The following is a 19980-nucleotide window of genomic DNA, read 5'->3' as shown; positions in this document are numbered from 1 at the left end:
CGCCGATCCACGACGCCCGCGCAAGGCCACCCGGCGGCCGAACACCTCTATGGTTCTAGGAGGCGGCACGTCCCTCCGGAACGAAGGTGGCCATGGAAGGCATCCTGAGCCTCGTCGTCATTTCCCTCCTCGCCGCGTTCTGCGTGCGGTGGGCGGCGGTGCGGCTGCGCGTCCCCGCGCCGACGAGGGTCGCGGTGATCATCGTGTTCGTGCTGGTCGTGGGTGCGCTGTACGGCGAGCATCTCAACGGCTGACCGGATCGGGCCCGCATTTTCCGGCGCCGCGGGCCGAACTTCCCGCCCGGTCCGGGAGTCATACGTGGCGAAACCGGCTTCACGTCCGTTCGTCCCGGGCGGGGCGGGCGGCACCCGTCCGGTGAGGCCGGCCCGAGCCGAGGGAGGGCACCCGTGCCGCATCCGGCGACCGCGATCCAGGACAGCGGCCGCGCGCTCGCCCCGCATCTGAGGCGACTGCTGGACTTCGCCGAGCCCGGCCGCGACGACGTCTGCCTGGACGTCTCGCGCGGCGACGGGCCGATGCCCGCCGCGCTCGGGCCGAGGGTCCGCCATGTGACCGCCGTGAACGCGATGCCGGCCGCCGCGCCCGCGGGACGGGGCGGCCGGATGACGACCGTCACCTTCGGGACCGGTCCGGTCTCTTGTGGGGGGACGCCCCCCCGCACCCCCCGCAACAGCCCGGTGCGGATCACCGACGGGGACCTGCGCCCCACCCCGCCGGCGCCCATGGAACGTCCCAGAGGCGCCGGGGGGCCGGACGGCACGACCGTCCGCGCGGACGCCACCGCGCTGCCCTACAGGGACGACACCTTCTCACTCGTCACGGCCCGGTTCTCGCTCTACAACCTCGGCGAGCCCGAGGCGGTGCTGCGGGAGCTGCTGCGGGTGTGCCGGCCCGGGGGACGGCTGGTCGTCGCCGACCTCGTCCGGGGGAACCTGGCCGGGCCCGACCGCGACCGGATCGAGCGGCTGCGCGACCCCCGCCATCCGGGCACGCCGTCCATCGCCCGGCTGACCGAGATGGTCACCTCGGCGGGCGGCAGCATCCGCCGGCTGGACGTGTTCACCGTCGAGCGGCCCGTCGAGCCGTGGCTGGACGGCGCGCACGACGACGCCGCCGCCGACCGCATCCGCGAGGCCCTCACCGACGAGGTGGACGGCGGCCCCCGCACCGGCGCGAAGCCCAGGATCATCGGCGGGGAGCTGTGGTTCACCCAGTCCTGGGCGCACCTGGCCGCCGAGCCCATCCCCTGACGCGGGGAGGGCCGTTCAGGGGACGAGGACGGCGGCGCCGGTGAAGCGGTCCGCCGCGAGGTCGGCGAGGGCGCGGTCCGCCTCGTCCAGCGGGTAGGGCCGGGTGGTGACCGACACGTCCAGGCGGGCGGCCAGCGTCAGGAACTCCTCGCCGTCCGCCCGGGTGTTGGCGGTGACCGAGCGGACCTCGCGTTCCTGGAAGAGGTGGCGCCCGTAGTCCAGGGACGGGACGTCGGACAGGTGGATCCCGGCGATGGCGAGGACGCCGCCGCGGTCCAGGCGCTCCAGCGCGGCGGGGACGAGCCCCCCGGCCGGAGCGAAGATCACCGCCGAGTCCAGGGGCGCGGGGCCGGTGTCGAAGGAGTCGCCCGCCCAGGAAGCGCCGAGGTCACGGGCGAGGTCGCGGGCGGCGGGGCTGCGGGTGAACACGTGCACCTCGGCGCCCTCGGCGAGCGCGATCTGCGCGGCGAGGTGCGCGGAGCCGCCGAAGCCCCAGATCCCGAGCCTGCCGCCCGGGGGCGGAGCGGCGCGGCGCAGGGCGCGGTAGCCGATGATTCCCGCGCACAGCAGCGGAGCGGCGCGGACGTCGTCCAGGCCGTCCGGGAGGGGGTAGGCGTAGGCGTCCGCCGCGAGCGCGAACTCGGCGTACCCGCCGTGGGCGTCCCAGCCGGTGTAGACCGAGCGGGGGCAGAGGTTCTCGGCGCCGCGGCGGCAGAAGCGGCACGCGCCGCACGTCCCGCGCAGCCAGGCCACCCCGACCCGGTCGCCCGCCGCGCGCAGCGTCCCCGGGCCCGCGTCCACGACCTCGCCGACGATCTCGTGTCCCGGTGTCACGCCCGGCAGGTGGACGGGCAGGTCGCCCTCGGCGACGTGCAGGTCCGTCCGGCAGACGCCGCAGGCGAGGACGCGGACCAGCAGCTCGCCGGGTCCCGGTGACGGGACGTCGCGGTCGGCGCGGCGCAGCGGCCGCGCGGCGATCGGCGCCGGTGTCCCGACCGACCAGGCGCGCACGGCTACGGGGTGAGGGGGAGCTCGAACCAGACGGCCTTGCCCGCCGACGTGGGCCGGGCGCCCCAGCGTGTCGCGAGCTGGTCGACCAGGTAGAGGCCGCGGCCGCCCTCGTCGGTCTCACCGGCGCTGCGGATGCGCGGCAGCCGCATGTCGGAGTCGAACACCTCGACCCAGATGGCGTCGGCGCCGCGGCGCAGCCGGAGCCGGAACTCCTTGGTGGGCGGCTCCCGCCGGCCGAGGTCGGCGCCGAGGTCCCAGTCGTCCTCGTCGAAGGCGCCGCCGTCGAAGGCACCGGCCTCGAAGGCGCCGGGGGTGAACTCGGTGGCGTTGAACTGGACGGGCGGGGGCGCGCTCAGCGGCTCGCCGCCGCGCCCGGGGGACCCGGCGGGCACCGGGACGACCATCTCGCGGCGCGGGGCGGGCGTCGCGGTCGCGTGCAGGACGACGTTCGTGACGACCTCGGACACCAGCAGGCAGGCCAGCTCGGCCTGCTCGTCCAGCATTCCCCAGGACGCGAACGCGTCGGCGGCCATCCGCCGCGCCTCCGACACCATGATCGGCTCGGCGGGGAAGGTGCGCTCCTCGACGGCCAGCTCGTCGGGGGCGGTGCGGATCACCACGATGGCGACGTCGTCGTCGATATCGCCCGGCACGGCCTCGTAGGCGGCGTTGGCGATCGCCTCGACCCCGCCGCGCGCGACCGCCTCGACGGCCGCGCGGACCATCTCGCGGGACTCCTCGCGCGTGTAGTAGTCGCCGTCGTCCTTGGGGCGCCGGTCGATGAGCCCGTCGGTGTAGAGGACGAGCGTCGCGCCCGGCTTGAGCACGGACGTCTCCTCGTTGTAGAGGATCTCGCCGCCCATGCCCGGCCCGCGGACGCCGAGCATCGCGCCCTCGCTCTCGAACGACAGCTCCTCGACGCGGCCGTCCACCACCAGCAGCGGCGGGTCGTGCCCGGCGTTGGCGAACTCCAGGACGCGCGACCACGCGTCGTACACGAAGTAGGTGCACGACACCAGCGGCGGGCGGACGAGGTCGTCGCTGTTCCAGCCGGACCGCATCCGCTCGGGACGGGTCATCGTGCGGACCCATTCGTCCAGCTTGCGGAGGATGTCGGCGGGCGGCTTGTCGTCCTGGGCGAAGGCGCGCAGGGCGGCGCGGAGCTGGCCCATCACCGCGGCGGCGCGGGCGCCCCGGCCCTCGACGTCGCCGATGACGAGGCCGACGCGGCCCGCCGACAGCGGGATCACGTCGTACCAGTCGCCGCCGACCTGGGTCTGGATGCCGTGCCCGTGCGACTCCAGCGGCCGGGCGGGCTCGTACCGCCAGGCGATCTGGAGGCCGTCCAGGTGGGGCGGGCGGTCGCCGGGCAGCAGGTGCTTCTGGAAGGCGAGGGCGGTCTCGCGCTCCTCCTCGAACAGCAGCGCGTTGTCGACGGCGAGCGCGACGCGGCTGGCGATCGCGCCGAGCAGGTCGCGGTCGAAGCTGTCGTAGTGCGGGTCGGGCCGCTTGGACAGGTTCGACAGGGCCAGGCTCATCACGCCGAGCAGCTCGCCCCGCACCAGCAGCGGCGCCGAGATCACCGAGGTGATGCCCATCGCGTCGCCGAGCCGCCGGGACTCCTCGCTCGGGGCCGCGAACCGGTGCTGGATCATGTCCTCGACGAGGACGGCGTCGCGGCGCGCCATCGCCTTGGCGCTGAAGTGCCCGGGCGGGTAGGAGACGGGCTCGCCGACCTCGGCCCAGGTGCCGGGCGGCGGCTCCCAGCCGCCCGCGTGCCGGGACACCCGCCGGTAGAGCCGGTCGCCGCTGAACAGGTCGATGAAACAGTGGTCGGCGAACTGCGGGACGAGGGTGTCGGCGACGCTCCGCAGCGTGCTCTCCACCTCCAGGGATCCGGCGAGCCGCTCGCCGATCCGCTCCATCAGCCCGTACCGCTCCTGGTCGCGCTGGTTGGAGCGCAGGGCCTCCCGCGCGAAGATGACGACCCCGTCCACGGCGCCGGACGGGTGCCGCAAGGGGACGGCGTGCGCGCGCGTGTACACGGTGGTGCCGTCACCGCGCAGGTTGCAGAACGTCCCCTCCCAGACACCGCCCTTGAGGACGTGCTTGGCCAGCTCGGTGGCCTGCTCGTGGTCCTCCTCGGCGATGCCCAGCGACAGGATCGAGTGGCCGATGACCTCGTCGCCGCCGAAGCCGAAGAGCTGCCGTGCGAACGCGTTGCCGTAGATGACGTTGCTGAAGCGGTCGCAGACGATGACCGCCATCTCCATCTGGTTCAGGACGGTCTCGGGTGGCAGATGCGCCTCGAAAGAGGCGTCCCCCCAACGATTCATCTCCCCATCCCGGTAGCAGTTGCGGCCCCGCCGGTGACCACTCCATCTCCGTGCGGCCACCTGACGACGCCCGGCCCATGGATCACCGGGCGTCGCGGCGCGGGTGCCGCGCGTACCTCTTCCGTCGTATTGAACGACGAACCCGCCGCCGGGATACGCCCGCAAGGCGCGAACGTATGGAGATCTTCGGTATAGACCGGCGAAGGGGAGGCGGGGGACGGCACGCTTGCCGGGTCAGCGCCTGCTGACGAACACGTGCTCGGCGATGCCGCGCGGCAGTTCCGTGTCCGAACTGTCGGCCTCGTCGTCACAGGTCACCCGCACCCCGTCATCGGTCGCCCGAAGAGTCACCTCTCGTCCCGGTTGTATCCCTATCTGCTTGAGTCTAAGCATCAGGTCACTGTCACTCTGCACCTGCTCGCTGATCCGCCGGACCACGGCGGCCGCGCCGCCGGGGCTCGCCACCGCGGTCATCACCGACAGCGGCGCGGAGACGCTGTCGTCCCCGTGTCCGCCCAGTTCGTCCAAGCCGGGGATGGGATTGCCGTGCGGGCACGTGGTGGGGTTGTCGAGCAGCGCGACCAGGCGGCGCTCGACCTCCTCCGACATCACATGCTCCCAGCGGCACGCCTCGATGTGGACGTCCTCCCAGGGCAGGCCGATCACGTTGACCAGCAGGCACTCCGCGAGGCGGTGCTTGCGCATGACGCGGGTCGCGAGGCCGCGGCCGCTATCGGTCAGTTCGAGGTGCCGGTCACCCTCGACCCGCAGCAGCCCGTCGCGCTCCATGCGCGCGACCGTCTGGCTCACCGTCGGGCCACTCTGGGAGAGCCGCTCGGCGATGCGCGCGCGAAGGGGGATGATTCCCTCCTCTTCGAGCTCGAAAACCGTCCGGAGGTACATCTCCGTGGTATCGATCAGGCCGTGTGAGGTCACAGCTCCCTCCAGTCATTATGCGCAGGAGTCTACTTGCTCGACCCCCTCGGCGCCCGGGCCGGTGAATATCCCATGTACGGCGGGTAGAAGGGAACACACGATGACCGCGAAATCTTCCCAGGACGCCCGATTCTTCCTTCCCGCCGATGCGGAAGATCGCTCCAATCTGTCCACATTGCGCCACGCCGCCGCCGGCTGCCGCGGGTGCGATCTCTACCGGAACGCCACCCAGACCGTCTTCGGGGAGGGCTCGCCGGGCGCCCGTGTCGTGCTCGTCGGCGAGCAACCCGGCGATCAGGAGGACCGCCAGGGCGCCCCGTTCGTCGGCCCGGCCGGACGTCTCCTCGACCGGGCCCTGGAGGAGGCGGGCATCGAGCGCGGCGAGGCGTACGTGACCAACGCCGTCAAGCATTTCAAGTTCAAGCGCCAGGAGGGCGGCGGCAAGCGGCGCATCCACGAGACGCCGAACGCGGGCGAGATGCGCGCCTGCCGTCCGTGGCTGCTGGCGGAACTGCGGATCCTGGAGCCTGAGGTGGTCGTCGTCCTCGGCGCGACGGCGGGCAAGGCTCTGCTGGGTTCCTCGTTCCGGGTGACCAAGCAGCGCGGGCGGCTGCTGCCCCTCCCCCACCTGGACGCGCTCGGCACCCCTGCCGCCGCCCGGGAGATCGACAACGCCCTGGACGGCGGCCAGGACGACGGCGGCGCGGGCGACAGCGCGGACGAGGGCGGCCGGGACGAGTCCCGCGCGCGGCTCCTCGCGACGATCCATCCGTCCGCCGTCCTGCGCGCCGAAGATCGCGACGCCATGTACGCGGGTCTCGTCGACGACCTCACGACGGTCGCCCGCGCGCTCTGAGGCGCCCCGCCCCGGGACGGGCGGGCCGGTTCAGGCGGACGTGGCCGTCCTGGTGTCGTAGCGGAGGAACGCCGGGACGGCCAGCGACGCGATCACGACCAGGACGGCGCAGGCGATGCCCCCTCCCACCCAGGACGCGGTGGCGCCGACCACGCTGGCGGTCGCCCCGGCGCGCAGGTCGCCGAGCCTCGGGCCGCCCGCCACGACGACGGTGAACACGCCCTGGAGGCGACCGCGCATCTCGTCCGGCGCGTAGGTCTGGAGCATGGTCTGGCGGAAGACGGCCGAGACCAGGTCGGCGCCGCCGCCGAGGGCCAGCAGCGCGACGGCGAGCCAGAGCTGGTGGGCCAGGCCGGCGGCCGCCACCGCGAGGCCCCACACGACGATCGAGACCATCAGCGCGACGCCCTGGCGGCGCACCCGTCCGATCCAGCCGGAGATGAGCCCGCCGATGACCGCGCCGATCGCGATGGAGGCGAACAGCCAGCCGACGGCGCCGCCCCCGCCGAACCGGGTGTCGGCCAGCTCGGGGAACAGCGCGCGGGGCATCGCCACGCCCATCGCGATGATGTCCACGAGGAAGGACATCATCAGCACCGGCTGGGTGCCGAGGTAGCGCAGGCCGTCGAGCACCGCGCGCACGCCGGGCGCCCCGGCGACGTCGCCGAGCGGAGGGATCGCGGGCAGGCGCATCGCCGCGTACAGCCCGACGGTGAACAGCAGCGCGTCCAGCCCGTAGGCGGCGGCGTAGCCGCCGTGGGCGAGGATCACCCCGGCGAACAGGGGCCCGGCCAGCCCCCCGACCATGCTGACGGTGAAGTTCAGCGTGTTGGCGGCCGAGACCAATGGCCGGTCGATCAGCCGGGGGATGATCGCGCTGCGGGTCGGCGAGGACACCGCGAACCCGACCGCCTGGAGCGCGACCACCGCCATGATCAGCCCGAGGCTGTCCAGGCCGGCGAGCGCCTGGACGAGGAGGATCAGCGTGGACGCCCAGGTGACGCAGGACGAGACGAGCAGCAGCCGGCGGCGGTCCATGTGGTCGGCCACGGCGCCGCCCCACAGCCCGAACACGATCAGCGGGACGAGGTTGACCAGCCCGAGCACGCCGACCCAGAACGACGACCCGGTCATGTCGTACACCTGGACGGGCACGGCCACGGAGGTGACCTGGAACCCGATGAACGACACGCCCTGCCCGAGCCAGAGCCGCCGGAAGGAGGCATGGCGGAGCGGCCGGGTGTCGATGGCCATGCGGCGCAGCATTCCGCCGCCGGTGGGCGACGGCTTCCCGGCGGCGTCGGGGCCGTCGGTGTCGTCGGTGTCGTCGCGGCCGTCGATGGCGCCGGTGTCGTCGCGGCCGTCGATGGCGGTGGGGTCGTCGATGGCGGTGGGGTCGTCGGTGGGGGGCGAGCCGTCGCTGTCAGGACCGTGGGTGGGGGTTGGCTGCTGTTCCGACGTCACGGAGACAGTCTGACAATGTCCCATTCACCGGATGCGTCCGGGGTTGCCGGGCGGTGGTAGCGGATGCGGTCGTGCAGCCGGTCCCGCCGTCCCTGCCAGAACTCGATCGTCTCGGGGACGACGCGGAAGCCGCCCCAGAAGTCCGGCAGCGGCACCTCGTCGTGGCCCTCCCCCGGCGCCTCGGGCCAGCGTCCGGCCAGCTCCGCGTAGCGGCGCTCCAGCGGCTCGCGCCCCTCGATGACGCCCGACTGGTGCTCGCTGGCCCACGCCCCGATCCGCGAACCGTACGGACGCGTCCGGAAGTAGGCCGCCGACTCCTCCCGCGGAAGTTCCAGGACGGGCCCGGCGACACGCACCTGCCGGTACATGGCGTGCCAAGGGAACACGAGGGCCGCGCGGGGGTTCCCGGCGAGGTCGCGGCCCTTGTCGGACGTCAGGTTGGTGAAGAACCGGAACCCCCGTGGGCCGTATCCCTTCAGCAGGACGGTCCGGGCGCTGGGGACCCCGTCGGCGGACGCGGTCGCGAGGACCATCGCGTTCGGCTCGGCCAGGCCGGAGGCGTGCACGTCGGCGAACCATGCGGCGAACAGCGCGAGGGGATCGGCGGGGAGCGCCGGTTCGGCCAGCTCGCCCCCCTCGTAGGATCTGCGGAGCCGTGCAGGATCGGGCGTTGGGGAATCCACAGCGTCTGAGCCTCTCACCTGGGCTTTGTGCATCTCACAGGGACCTGGGTACTGCTCGGTAAGGCGGACAGGGTTCAATGGCACGGCACCGCCTTATCACTCCTGGGGACGAAAGGCAGGACGACATGTCCGACTTCAAACCCGGCCTCGAGGGGGTCGTGGCCTTCGAGACCGAGATCGCCGAACCGGACAAGGAGGGCGGCGCCCTCCGCTACCGCGGCGTGGACATCGAGGAGCTCGTCGGCCAGGTCTCCTTCGGCGACGCCTGGGGCCTCCTCGTGGACGACAGCTTCGACCCGGGACTCGCCCCGGCCGACCCCCACGTCCTGCCGGTCACCTCCGGCGACGTGCGGGTGGACGTCCAGAGCGCCCTTCCCACGCTGGCCCCCGCGTACGGGATGCGCCCCCTTCTCGACATCTCCGACGACCAGGCCCGCTCCGACCTCGCCCGGGTGTCGGCGACGGCGCTGTCGTTCGTCGCCCAGTCGGCCCGCGGCATCGGCGTGCCGATGGTGCCGCAGGAGCGCATCAACGAGGCCAGGACCATCACCGAGCGGTTCATGATCCGATGGCGCGGTGAGCCGGACCCGAAACACGTCCAGGCCATCGACGCGTACTGGGTCTCCGCCGCCGAGCACGGCCTGAACGCCTCCACCTTCACCGCCCGGGTGATCGCCTCCACGGGGGCGGACGTCGCGGCCAGCGTCTCCGGCGCGATCGGCGCCATGTCGGGGCCGCTGCACGGCGGCGCCCCGGCCCGCGTCCTGCCGATGATCGAGAAGGTCGAGCGGATCGGCGACGCGCGCAAGGTCGTCACCGACATCCTCGACTCCGGCGACCGGCTGATGGGCTTCGGCCACCGCGTCTACCGGGCCGAGGACCCGCGCGCCCGCGTGCTGCGCCGCACCGCGCAGGAGCTGCACGCGCCGCGCTTCGAGGCCGCCAAGGCCCTGGAGGACGCCGCGCTCGCCGAGCTGCGCGAGCGCCGCCCGGACCGCCCGATCGAGACCAACGTCGAGTTCTGGGCCGCGGTCATCCTGGACTTCGCCGAGGTCCCGACCGCGATGATGCCCGCGATGTTCACCTGCGGCCGCACCGCCGGATGGGCCGCGCACATCCTGGAGCAGAAGCGCACCGGCCGCCTCGTCCGGCCGAGCGCGCGGTACACCGGCCCCGGCAGCCGCTCCATCGAGGACGTCGACGGTGCCGCGGAGGTCCTCAAGCGGCACGCCGGCTGACCCCTCCGCCCCTCCACCCTCCAGCCCTCCACCCTCCGCCCCTCCGATCGCGCGACCGCGCCGAAGGCCCCCGGCACCACCTGCCGGGGGCCTTGCCCGTCCCCCCTCCGGCCGCCCTCATTTCAGGCGCCCCCACGCGCCCGGCGGGCAGTGCCCTCTCGCCTGCCCGGTCTGGACGAGCGTGCCGCAGACCTCCTCGACATGGACCCTCCCGTCCGCGCCCACGGTCGCCAGCAGCACGGGCTTGTCGATCACCTGATGGCCCTGGGCCCGGCCGGTGAACCGCAGGACACCGCTCGCCCCCTTCCACAGCGCGCCCTTGCCGGGGTCGTCGAGCGCGGCGAAGACGCCGCCCGCCGTCGGCGCCGCGGCCTGCTCGGTGAAGACCTGGTTCGCCACGTAGGCGATCATCGAGGCGGCGTCGTAGCTGACGGCGGCCCTGACCTCGGACGGGCGGTGGTCCCGCGAGGGGCTCTTGCCGAACATCGACTCGACGGCCCCGGGATAGCTGTTGAAGAACACGTTCCTGGCGCTGCCCACCCACGGCGGCGTCCACGCCTCACGGGCCGCCAGGGGCATGTAGTAGAGCCGGAAGGTGGCGACGTGCCCGATCTCCGGGGCGTTGTCGGCGACGTACTTGGCGATCTCGTCGTCGGCGAGGATGACCTGCCCGCTGGGGCAGGTGTGCTGGAGGACGTAGGCGAAGGAGCGGAACTCGTCGGACCGTCCCGCGTAGTAGAAGAGGTCGGGCGGCTTCTGGCACAGCTCGTGGACGGTCCTGTCGAGATCTCCCGGGCTGTCGTACTTGCGGACGAGGACGTCGCCGCGGCCGAACTCCCGTGCGAACGACTCGGCCAGGTCGGCGCTGTAGAGGTCGTGGGAATCGGCGCTGTAGATGACGTCCACCGTCCGGCCGGGCCTGCCCCCGACACGTCCCTCCCGCGCCCAGTAGGCGGCGTGCTGGGCGAGACGCGAGTTGGGCGGCGCCAGCCGGAAGTAGTACGGCGAGTAGCCCGCCCCCCGGTCGAGCAGCCCCGTCCCGTTGTAGCTGTTGGCCGTGCCGACCATGGGCAGCGCCGACTTCGACAGCACCTTGATGGCGTCCTGCGTCTCCAGCCTGCTCTGCTCGAACCCGACGACCGCGACGATCGAGCGGTCCTTCAGCGCCAGCCTCCGGATCCGCTCGGCGATCTCGTGGCCGTGCTGGAACTTGGCGCCCGCGTTCGCCACCAGGACCCTCAGCCGCAGGTTCTGGCTGCCGCCGTTGAACTCCGCCTGCGCCATCGCGAGCCCGAGCAGCTCGCCCTGCGCGCCGGCGAGCAGGTCCAGCTGCCGGTTCTTGATGGCGGGGTCGGCGGTGACGGGACCGATGTAGACGATCGTCGCGTGCGGCTTGCCCGAGCGCGCGACCGCGTCGTTCTGGTCCTTCAGCCGCGCGAGGACGGGCGAGAGCCGGTTGGGCCCGTGCTCGCCGGCGCCCGCCTCGTCGAACCTGAAGGACCCGTCGGTGATGCCGACGCACTCGCCGGACCCGGTGCGCCTGATCTGGAAGGCCGAGCAGTACCGGAGGGAGGCGACGCTCACCGCCGTGACCGACGACGCCGCCACCACGATCATCGCGATCCAGGGCAGCGCGGGGTGCGCCAGCCACGGACGGCCGCGGCCCGCCCGTACCGGCGGCAGGTCCCCTCCGGGGTCGCGGGTGATGTCCACGCGCAGTTCGCGCCGCGCGCCGAGGGCGCTGACGCGGGCCTGCTCGCGCCGGTACCGGTCCCACAGCCCGCGGGCGGCGACGGCGTTCTCGGCGGCGCCCTGCGACAGGTCGACGCGGAACTCCCGGGCGAGCCGGTCCACGAGGCGGGCGCCGGGCGGCGCGGACGGGCCGTCCCCGGCGGGCGCGGCCGGGTCCACCCCGACGGTGACGACCAGCGGGTCCACGTCGGGCAGGCCGCTCTCGTCCTGGTTGTCGCGCCGCACGCGTTCGAGCAGTTCCAGGAACCGGACGCCGACGTGCCCGGCGGTGACGTGCTCGAAGATCAGCACCGGGTGGCGGACCCGCGCCCACGCGGCCCTGCGCACGTCCCGGTGGTAGTTGCGGCGCAGGTCCTCCAGGAACGCGGCGATGAGCAGCAGGTCGAGCTGCTCCCGGTGGTCGTCGGCCTCGACGGGGCGGGCGTCGAAGACGCCGAGCGCGAACCCGAGGAAGCCGGTGGAGTCGCGTCCGAGGTAGGGCTGGCGCAGGAACCAGCCGAACCGGCGGACGCCGTACCAGCCGCGGGTCCGCGCGAGGATCTGCACGGTCACGAACGCCAGCCCGATGACCGCCGCGAACACCGCCCACACCAGGTCCACGGCCGCCGCCGTCCCGGCGCTGACCAGGGCGACCACCGCGACGCCGATCGGGGCGATCTGCTCCAGGAAGGCCAGGAAGGTCGCGGCCCTGCCGCGCGGACCGTCCTCCAGGTCCCGCAGGACGTCGCGGCCGCGGCGCCGGATGACCCGGTTCAGCTCGCGGCGGCGGGCGTTCTCGTTGTCGCCGACCGGCGGGTGGGTGACCCGGCGCACGAGCTGGTGGTTCTCGCGCTCGGCGGGCGAGGCGCCCTGCGGCGGCGGCCGCCCGTCCCCGGCGAGCCGGATCTCGCGCAGGTCGCGCAGCCATAACGCCATCTCCAGCAGCGGGAACCGCGGCGACGGCTCGCCGCGGGGGTGGCTGCTCGGCTGGGACAGCTCCCGCTTCGCCTCGCGCAGGACGCCGGAGACGTCGGTGGCGAGGGTGTCGGCGGCGATGTGGGAGACCGGCGCCCGCTCGGCCTCGCAGCGCTTCTGGAACAGCCCGGCCACATGGGAGGTGTGGTCGGCCGGCCCGAGGAGCATGAGCAGCGGCCGCAGCCGCTGCCGCCGCCTGCGGGGCGGGCGCTCCCGCAGGCGTTCGAACAGGTCGAGCACTCCGCGCAGCCGATCCTCGCTCAGGACCCTGTCGCCGGTCATGCGAAACGCCTCACCTTCGCTCTCGTCTCCCCGGGCTCACCGCTTTCTGGGCCTCACACCCTCGCGGACGTTGGACGCGGCCAAACCGTAAAAGGATCGAAACCGTCCGGGATTCACCGGCGGCCGGACGGAAATCGGCCACTTTGTCATCATTGGCCGTGATCGCGGGTGTCTGCACGGCCGCGCTCGCGGCGATGGCCGTCCGGGCGTCCGGGGCGTCCGGCGGCGCCGATAGAGGGCGGGTGAGGGACCCGCGCCCGCGGCACCGACCGGACCGGGGCGTCTCGGGATGTGAACCCCGCCCACGATCTTCCCCGCAGGTCAAGTAGCCTACTGCGAGTGACCGACAGCGCGAATCCAGCCATTGACATTCCCGCCGACATCAAGCCCGCCGACGGCCGCTTCGGGTGCGGTCCGTCCAAGGTGCGTCCCGAACAGCTCGCCGCGCTCGCGGAGTCCGGCTCGGCCTACATGGGCACCTCGCACCGGCAGAAGCCGGTGAAATCCGTGGTCGGCCGCGTCCGCGAAGGGCTGGCCCAGCTGTTCTCGCTCCCCGAGGGGTACGAGGTCCTGCTCAGCAACGGCGGCACGACCGCGTTCTGGGACGCCGCGGCCTTCGGCCTCGTCCGGCAGCGGTCGCAGCACCTGACGTTCGGCGAGTTCTCCAGCAAGTTCGCGAAGGTCACCACGGGCGCGCCGTGGCTGGGGAACCCGACCGTCATCGACAGCCCGCCCGGCACGCACCCCGAGGCGTCCGCCGAGGAGGACGTCGACGTGTACGCCCTCACCCACAACGAGACCTCGACCGGCGTCGCGATGCCGATCCGGCGCCCGGCCGGCACGACCGCCGCCGAGGGGCTCGTGCTCGTGGACGCCACGTCCGGCGCGGGCGGCCTGCCCGTGGACATCGCCGAGACCGACGTGTACTACTTCGCGCCGCAGAAGTGCTTCGCCGCGGACGGCGGCCTCTGGGTCGCGCTCGCCTCGCCGGCCGCACTCGCGCGGATCGACGAGATCGCCTCGTCCGACCGGTACGTCCCGGAGTTCTTCAACCTCAAGACGGTCGTCGACAACTCCGCCAAGGACCAGACGTACAACACCCCGGCCGTGGCCACGCTGCTGCTGCTCGCCGAGCAGATCGACTGGATGAACGGGCAGGGCGGGCTCGCCTGGACGACGTCGCGCACCACCGACTCGTCCCAGCGGCTCTACACCTGGGCGGAGAAGACCTCCTACACGACGCCGTTCGTGACCGACCCGGCGCAGCGGTCCCAGGTCGTCGGCACCATCGACTTCGCCGACGAGGTGGACGCGTCGGCGGTGGCGAAGGTGCTGCGCGCCAACGGCATCGTCGACACCGAGCCCTACCGCAAGCTGGGCCGCAACCAGCTGCGCATCGGCATGTTCCCGGCGATCGACCCGTCCGACGTCGAGGCCCTCACCGCCTGCGTCGACCACGTAGTGGAACGCCTCTAGCACGGCACCGCGCGCCCCGGGGAACGCGCTCCCCGGGGCGTCGGCGCACCAGGGCCCACGGGCGCACGGCGGGCCGGAGCCGGCATCACCGACATGCCGGATGACGTGCAGATCATGGAGGCACGGTCCCGGCCGTGCGGCGAGCCGCATAAGCTCGATGCGTGAACCGTGCGCCCCAATGGCTGCTTCCCACCGTGCTGACCGCGCTCGTCCTGGCCGTGGTCGTCGGTGCGCTGCTGAGTTGAACGGCGCCGCTGACGTGGACGGCATCGCCGAGCCCCGCCCCGGGCCCGCGTGATCGCCGGGTCCGCCCCCGGCCGGCCTCCGCGGCACGGTGCGGGGCCACGGACGCCCATCGGGGCACGGAACGGGGAAGGGCAGGACATGTCAATGCGTCCGTTCCGGCGGGGACGCGCCGTCCGGGCCACTGCCGCGCTCGCCCTCCTCGGCGCCGCCGCGGCCCTCCCGGCGACCGGGACCGCGACCGCGACCGCCTCGGCCTCGGTACCGGCCTCGGTACCGGCATCGGCATCGGCATCGGCATCACGGTCCGCTCCGGAGGCGGCGTCGGCGGGCGCAGGCGCCCCCAAGGTCGCCTTCACGATCGCCGACCCGCGGATCACCGAGTCCAGCGGGCTCGCCGCCAGCCGGCGGCACCCCGGCATCGTCTACACCCACAACGACTCCGGGGGCGTCCCGAAGGTCTACGCGCTCGGCCCGAACGGCGGGGTCCGCGCCGTCCTCACGCTGGCCGGCGCGGGCGCGCGCGACTGGGAGGGCATGGCGCTCGGCAAGGACGAGCAGGGCCGTCCCGCGATCTTCGTGGCCGACATCGGCGACAACCTCGGCGGCGCCTGGCCCTACGTCACCCTCTACCGGATCCCCGAGCCCGCGCAGCTGCGCACGCAGAGCATCGAGGCGACGCGGTTCCGGCTGAAGTACGCCGACGGCCCCCGCAACGCCGAGACCGTGATGATCAACCCGCGGACGAACCGGCTCTACATCGCCAGCAAGCTGTTCTCCGGCGCGCTCTACGAGGGACCCGCGCGGCTGAGCCCCGACGGCACCAACAAGCTGCGCAAGATCGGCGGGGCGCCCGCGATGGCGACGGACGGCGCGTTCGCCCCCGATGGGCGGACCTGCGTCATCCGCACCTACTTCGGCGCCCGTCTCTACTCGGTCGACGAAGAAGGCAGACCCGGCAAGTCGATCCGGTCGGTGTCGGTGCCCTTCCAGGGCCAGGGCGAGTCCATCACCTACACCGCCGACGGCCGGTCGTTCCTGGCCGGTTCGGAGGGGCGGAACCAGCCGGTGTACGAGATCCCGGTGCCCGCCCAGGCGAGGCCGTCGCAGGCGGCCTCACCAGGGGCCGAGGCCGCGGGCAAGGACGGCGCGGAGAGGGAGCACCCCGCCTCGGGCACCGTCCGGACGGGGCTGTTCCTCGCCCTCGCCATCGCCGGCGCGGTCTGCTTCGGGCTCGTCCGCGGCCGACGGGGCAGGGGGACCTGACCGGCGCGCTGCAAGAGCGTTCCGAGTGCTGACAGATCGCGAAACGAGGGGACGGTCCCGAGGGGACACATGTGAGGATGCGGACTGTGGAGCATGAGCTGGTGGGCCTCGCGGGTCCCGGCGGGCGGTGGCGTCCGGTCGCCGCCGGGCCGTTCGCCCTCCTGGCGGTGGCGCTCGCGCTGCTGCCGATCCGGCCGGTCTGGCTCTGGGCGACGCTGATCGGCGCGGTCGCGGCGATCCCGTGGCTGCTGGGCGCGGCCCCGGAGGCGCGGCGGCGGCGTCCCCGCCCGTACTGGCGGCTGTCGGCCGACGGGCTCGAACGGATCGGGCCGGGCGGGTCCGGCATGGTCCGCTACGAGCGGTCCCGGATCGACGGGCTGGCGCTCACCACCGGCGACGGGACGCTGACGGTGTTCCACCGGTTCGGGCGCACCGCCGTGGGCGGGACGACGTCGATGGGGCTGGAGCCGCTCGCGCTGTTCGTGACGGCGCGCCGGCTCGGCATCCCGATGCACGTGCTGGACGGCGAGGCGTCCGACCTGCTCGACCCGGCGCTGGACGAGGCGCTGCGCGGCGGCGGCCTGGACGCCGACGTCCCGGCGGGCGGGCCGCTGCCCCGCGACCACGCGGCCGAGAAACGCCTGCTCGACCAGGAGGCGGCGCTCCTCGCCGCCGCCCACGAGCCGCCCCGGCCGCCCGTCCCCGGCGGGGGGCGCGAGCCGGGGACCGGCCAGGGCCGGGACGGGAACGGGCAGCGGCTCGACACGCCGGCGCCGCTGCCGAGCCGGCGGCGGATCGCCGTCCTCGGGACGCTCGTCGCGTTGCTCGGGGCGTTCATGGTCGCCCGCATCGCCGCGGAGGGCGCGGGCGGGTTCGGGGCGAGGCTCGCCGCGGGCTGCTGGGCGCTGGCCGCCATCGCCGGGGTCCTCGGGGCGCGGCGGCGGCTGCTGCGCGCCGCGCAGGTACGCTGGACGATCACCGTGGACCGCCTGCTCGTGCGGGGCCGTCCCGGACGCGGCGGGCTCCAGGTCCTGCCGGCCGCGGACGTGGCCGCCGTCGTCGTCGGGCCGGGGCTGCGGCTGGACCCGCTGAGCGGCGAGCCGCGCGGCGCCGACCTCGCCGCGCTGGCGTTCGGGCACCGGCTGGAGCTGCTGGCGCGGCTGCCCGCGCACGGCCTGGACGGCTTCCAGCTCGCGCACGCCCTCGACGACCACGGCTACCGCGTGGTCACTCCCGGCGCCCGTCCGCCGCGGCGGCCGGAGTACGGACTGGAGGGCCTGCCGGAGATCTTCGCGCAGGTGCCCGGCGGGCGGCTGGTCGTCGCGGACGGCGGTCTCGGCTGGGCGGACGCGGCGGGCGACGTCGTGCTGAAGATGCCCGAGGACCGCATCGGCGGCATCGAGCTGCTGACCATCGGCGGGCACGCGTGGGTGCGGCTCTACGACTCCGACGGCGACGAGTTCTTCGCCGCGCCGCTGTCGGCGCTGCGGATCTCGCGGACCGACCTGCGGGAGGCGGCCCGGCGTGCGGGGCTGCCGGTGAACGACGCCGAGTACGACGCCTACCTCAGCGCCGCGTTCCACTCGGCCGTGTCGCCGCTCGCCGTCCCGGCGCCGGAGGCCGAGGTCCCGGCGGGAGAGCCGGAGACGGCCGCCGTGCTGCCCGCCGCGCGTGACGGCGCGCCCACGCCCATCGGCGAGCGCCCCACCGACGAGTTCGCGGTCGCCATGCCCGCGCCGCCCGGGCCGGTCACCGCGCCGGGAACGCTCCTGGACGCCACGCGTCGGTCCCGGATCGGGACGTACGGGATGAGCGTCCTGCTCTGCCAGGCGGTCGCCCTGATCGGCGCGGTGTGGCTGGGTCCCGAGCTGGGCGGTTTCAGCGCCACCGCGAGCTGGTCGGTGCCCGCCGGGCTGCTGATCGGGCTCGGCGGCTACTGGCTGTACGACCGCAACCGCGCGCAGCTCCGCGTGTCGTCGGCGGGGCTGGCCGTCGTCACCAGGCGCGGCCGGGTCGAGTGGGACCTGGGGCGCGACCGCATCGGCGGCGTCGGCATCGACGAGGCCGCCGAGCGGATGCCCCGCCTGGTGGTGTGGAACCCGTCCGGGCGGGTGCTGCGGCAGGTGACGTTCCCGCCCGATCTGGACGAGCTGCGGCGCGCGTGCGAGCGCTACGGGGTCCCCTGGGGGCCGCCGGACGCCGACCGTCCCGCGCCTCCGCCCCCCGAACTCTGACCGCCCCCCGGACTCTGACCGCCCTGCGGATCCTGAGCGTTTTCCGGATCCTGCGCGTCCCCCGGGCCCTGGCCGGGCCCCGGCCCCCGCGTGCCCGGCCCGGAGCCGCGCAGCGACCAGGTCTTCAGCGGCTCGTACGTCACCTGGCTGTACTGCTTGCCGGGCAGGTGGCTGCGCACGAGGTGGACGGCGTCGGCCGTCCACGGGGTGGAGGCGAAGGCCGACAGCGACTCGGTGAGCGACCGGACGTCCACGGGACGCCGGGACCGCGCGAGCGTCAGGTGCGGCCGGAACGCGCGGTGCTTGTCGGGCGGCGTGCCCGCCCTGCGCCCGGCGGCGGCGGTGGACGCGGCGAGCCGGGCCAGGGCGCGCCGGTCCCCGTACAGGCCCGTCCAGAGCACGCGGGCATGGGCGCCGCTCCCGGGGAACGCGCCCGCCCCGGCCAGGGACAGCGACATCCGCTCATGCCGTCCGGCGGCCCGCTCCAGCCGCGGCAGCAACCGGTCGAGGGTGCGGTCGTCGACGTCGCCGAGGAACGACAGCGTGACGTGGATCAGCTCGCGCCGGACCCATCTCAGCTCGGGTATCAGGTCCTGGTGCGGGCGGACGGCCTCCTCGACCTCGTCCAGGACGCCCGGTGGCGGAATGAGCGCCACAAAAAGCCTCATCGGAATGTCCGCAGATCCACGCGGCCAGCTTTTCAGCAGCGGGCACCCGTTGTCACGCGGATGGACGGCGTACCGGGGCCAGGACCGTCCGTACCGACTCCCGGGGGGCGGCCAGCGCCCCCACCGCGAGGGTCGTCAGCACGGCGACCAGCCCGCCGAGGACGATGCTGGGCCGCGGCCCGAACTGCTCGGCCATCCAGCCGACCGCCGGGGCGCCGAGCGGGTTCGTCCCGAGGAAGACGAACATGTACAGGCCCATGACCCGGCCGCGCATCTCCGGCGCCACGCTGAGCTGCATGGTCGCGTTGGCGGCGGTGGTGAACGTCATCAGCGCGATGCCGGTCGGGACGAGCAGCGCCAGGAACGACCAGTACGTCGGCATCAGCCCGGTCACGACCTCCAGCACGCCGAACGTCAGCGCGGCCCCCAGCAGCAGCCGCAGCCGCGGCCGGGACGCGCGCCGCGCGGCCAGCAGCGCGCCGGTGAGCGCGCCGAGCGCGAGCATGCTGGAGGCGAGGCCGAACGACGACGCGCCGGTGTGGAAGACCTCCCGCGCGACCAGGGCGGTCGTCATCTGGAAGTTCATGCCGAACGTCGCGACGAAGCCGACGAGCACCAGCACCATGATCAGGTCCCGGCGGCCGCGGACGTAGCGGAGGCCCTCGCGGAGCTGCCCCCGCGCGCGCTTGACGGGGGCGGCGGGGTGCAGCTCGTCCGTCCGCATCGCGTAGAGGCCGAACAGGACGGCGCCGAACGACGCCGCGTTGACCAGGAAGACGGGCGCCGTGCCGAGGACGGCGATCAGCACGCCGGCGACCGCCGGGCCGAGCAGCCGGGCGCCGTTGAAGCTGGCGCTGTTCAGCGCGATGGCGTTGGGCAGGTCACGGCGTCCCACCATCTCGATGGCGAACGCCTGCCGCGTGGGGTTGTCCACGACGGTGGCCAGGCCGAGACCGAACGCCAGCACGTACACGTGCCACACCCGGGCCTCGCCGGTGAGCGCCAGCACGCCGAGGACCAGCGCGAGGGCGCCCATCGTCAGCTGCGTCAGCATGAGGACGCGGCGCTTGGGGTAGCGGTCGGCGATCACCCCGCCCCACAGGCCGAAAAGCAGCAGCGGGAGGAACTGGAGCCCGGTGGTGATGCCAAGGGCGGTGCCGCTGCCGTGGGCGAGGTCGAGGACGAGCCAGTCCTGCGCGACGCGCTGCATCCAGGTGCCGGTGTTGGACACGACCTGCCCGGCGGTGAACAGCCGGTAGTTGCGGTTGCGGAGCGAGCGGAACATCCCGCCGCTTTCGGCGGCTTCGTCC

The 19980-nt window shown here is 73.9% G+C and carries 15 protein-coding genes; 7 read left to right on the top strand and 8 right to left on the bottom strand.

Translation table 11 applies throughout. The features are described 5' to 3' along the window. The first annotated feature begins 92 nt into the window (after positions 1–92). Positions 93–254, top strand: a complete 162-nt coding sequence (locus AGRA3207_RS27085) for a hypothetical protein (protein WP_231329823.1) — start codon at positions 93–95, stop codon at positions 252–254. 153 nt (positions 255–407) lie between these two features. Next, positions 408–1271: a class I SAM-dependent methyltransferase gene (locus tag AGRA3207_RS27080; RefSeq protein ID WP_231329822.1), complete on the top strand. Its 864-nt coding sequence runs from the start codon at positions 408–410 to the stop codon at positions 1269–1271. A 15-nt stretch (positions 1272–1286) separates the two neighbouring features. On the opposite strand, the gene AGRA3207_RS27075 is transcribed toward AGRA3207_RS27080, so the two are convergent. The 3 genes from AGRA3207_RS27075 to AGRA3207_RS27065 form a co-directional block, all read right to left on the bottom strand. Further along, entirely contained in the window at positions 1287–2282 is a 996-nt protein-coding gene (locus tag AGRA3207_RS27075) for a zinc-dependent alcohol dehydrogenase family protein (RefSeq protein ID WP_231329821.1), read from the bottom strand. A gap of 2 nt (positions 2283–2284) precedes the next feature. Then, positions 2285–4618, bottom strand: coding sequence for an ATP-binding SpoIIE family protein phosphatase (locus tag AGRA3207_RS27070; protein WP_231329820.1), 2334 nt, complete (start codon positions 4616–4618; stop codon positions 2285–2287). Between the two features lie 234 nt (positions 4619–4852). Then, a complete protein-coding gene (locus AGRA3207_RS27065) occupies positions 4853–5554 on the bottom strand; it encodes an iron-dependent transcriptional repressor DtxR (protein WP_273699945.1) in 702 nt (233 codons plus the stop codon). 100 nt (positions 5555–5654) lie between these two features. On the opposite strand from AGRA3207_RS27065, the gene AGRA3207_RS27060 reads away from it, so the two are divergent. Next, a complete protein-coding gene (locus AGRA3207_RS27060) occupies positions 5655–6410 on the top strand; it encodes a UdgX family uracil-DNA binding protein (protein WP_231329819.1) in 756 nt (251 codons plus the stop codon). Positions 6411–6440: 30 nt separating this feature from the next. Here AGRA3207_RS27060 and AGRA3207_RS27055 read toward each other — a convergent pair whose 3' ends face one another. After that, a complete protein-coding gene (locus AGRA3207_RS27055) occupies positions 6441–7874 on the bottom strand; it encodes an MFS transporter (protein ID WP_231329818.1) in 1434 nt (477 codons plus the stop codon). Beyond that, complete coding sequence (pdxH, locus tag AGRA3207_RS27050) at positions 7871–8590, bottom strand: pyridoxamine 5'-phosphate oxidase (RefSeq protein ID WP_420830783.1); 720 nt, start codon at positions 8588–8590, stop codon at positions 7871–7873. The genes AGRA3207_RS27055 and pdxH overlap by 4 nt, the downstream gene beginning before the upstream one ends. Before the next feature lie 92 nt (positions 8591–8682). Between pdxH and AGRA3207_RS27045 the strand changes: the two genes are divergently transcribed. Next, complete coding sequence (locus AGRA3207_RS27045; protein ID WP_231329816.1) at positions 8683–9795, top strand: citrate synthase 2; 1113 nt, start codon at positions 8683–8685, stop codon at positions 9793–9795. Between the two features lie 117 nt (positions 9796–9912). On the opposite strand, the gene AGRA3207_RS27040 is transcribed toward AGRA3207_RS27045, so the two are convergent. Continuing rightward, positions 9913–12783, bottom strand: a complete 2871-nt coding sequence (locus AGRA3207_RS27040; protein WP_231329815.1) for an ABC transporter substrate-binding protein — start codon at positions 12781–12783, stop codon at positions 9913–9915. 339 nt (positions 12784–13122) lie between these two features. On the opposite strand from AGRA3207_RS27040, the gene serC reads away from it, so the two are divergent. The 3 genes from serC (at position 13123) to AGRA3207_RS27025 (ending at position 18002) form a co-directional block, all read left to right on the top strand. Continuing rightward, on the top strand, positions 13123–14259 hold the full coding sequence (serC, locus tag AGRA3207_RS27035) for a phosphoserine transaminase (protein ID WP_231329814.1): 1137 nt from the start codon (positions 13123–13125) through the stop codon (positions 14257–14259). A 384-nt stretch (positions 14260–14643) separates the two neighbouring features. Then, positions 14644–15768: a hypothetical protein gene (locus AGRA3207_RS27030; protein ID WP_231329813.1), complete on the top strand. Its 1125-nt coding sequence runs from the start codon at positions 14644–14646 to the stop codon at positions 15766–15768. 86 nt (positions 15769–15854) lie between these two features. Beyond that, the gene (locus AGRA3207_RS27025) at positions 15855–18002 is read left to right on the top strand and encodes a hypothetical protein (RefSeq protein ID WP_231329812.1); all 2148 of its coding nucleotides are present in this window, start codon (positions 15855–15857) and stop codon (positions 18000–18002) included. Here AGRA3207_RS27025 and thpR read toward each other — a convergent pair. Next, positions 17939–18670 (bottom strand): RNA 2',3'-cyclic phosphodiesterase, encoded by a 732-nt coding sequence (thpR, locus tag AGRA3207_RS27020; RefSeq protein WP_231329811.1) that lies wholly within the window; start codon positions 18668–18670, stop codon positions 17939–17941. The two genes, AGRA3207_RS27025 and thpR, sit on opposite strands and share 64 nt — an antisense overlap. Before the next feature lie 52 nt (positions 18671–18722). After that, on the bottom strand, positions 18723–19955 hold the full coding sequence (locus AGRA3207_RS27015) for an MFS transporter (RefSeq protein ID WP_231336403.1): 1233 nt from the start codon (positions 19953–19955) through the stop codon (positions 18723–18725). Positions 19956–19980 lie beyond the last annotated feature (25 nt).

It is taken from the genome of Actinomadura graeca (assembly GCF_019175365.1).
Lineage (GTDB): Bacteria > Actinomycetota > Actinomycetes > Streptosporangiales > Streptosporangiaceae > Spirillospora > Spirillospora graeca.
The sequence above is the reverse complement of the archived record's forward strand: the minus strand, read 5'-3'. Positions and strand labels throughout refer to the sequence as shown.

What these genes read in the sequence shown, in the direction of transcription:
- AGRA3207_RS27085 (WP_231329823.1), top strand. Translation starts at nt 93, where the DNA reads ATGGAAGGCATCCTGAGCCTCGTCGTCATTTCCCTCCTCGCCGCGTTC.
- AGRA3207_RS27070 (WP_231329820.1), bottom strand. Translation starts at nt 4,618, where the DNA reads ATGAATCGTTGGGGGGACGCCTCTTTCGAGGCGCATCTGCCACCCGAG.
- AGRA3207_RS27060 (WP_231329819.1), top strand. Translation starts at nt 5,655, where the DNA reads ATGACCGCGAAATCTTCCCAGGACGCCCGATTCTTCCTTCCCGCCGAT.
- pdxH (WP_420830783.1), bottom strand. Translation starts at nt 8,590, where the DNA reads ATGCACAAAGCCCAGGTGAGAGGCTCAGACGCTGTGGATTCCCCAACG.
- AGRA3207_RS27045 (WP_231329816.1), top strand. Translation starts at nt 8,683, where the DNA reads ATGTCCGACTTCAAACCCGGCCTCGAGGGGGTCGTGGCCTTCGAGACC.
- AGRA3207_RS27040 (WP_231329815.1), bottom strand. Translation starts at nt 12,783, where the DNA reads ATGACCGGCGACAGGGTCCTGAGCGAGGATCGGCTGCGCGGAGTGCTC.
- AGRA3207_RS27030 (WP_231329813.1), top strand. Translation starts at nt 14,644, where the DNA reads ATGTCAATGCGTCCGTTCCGGCGGGGACGCGCCGTCCGGGCCACTGCC.
- thpR (WP_231329811.1), bottom strand. Translation starts at nt 18,670, where the DNA reads ATGAGGCTTTTTGTGGCGCTCATTCCGCCACCGGGCGTCCTGGACGAG.
- AGRA3207_RS27015 (WP_231336403.1), bottom strand. Translation starts at nt 19,955, where the DNA reads ATGTTCCGCTCGCTCCGCAACCGCAACTACCGGCTGTTCACCGCCGGG.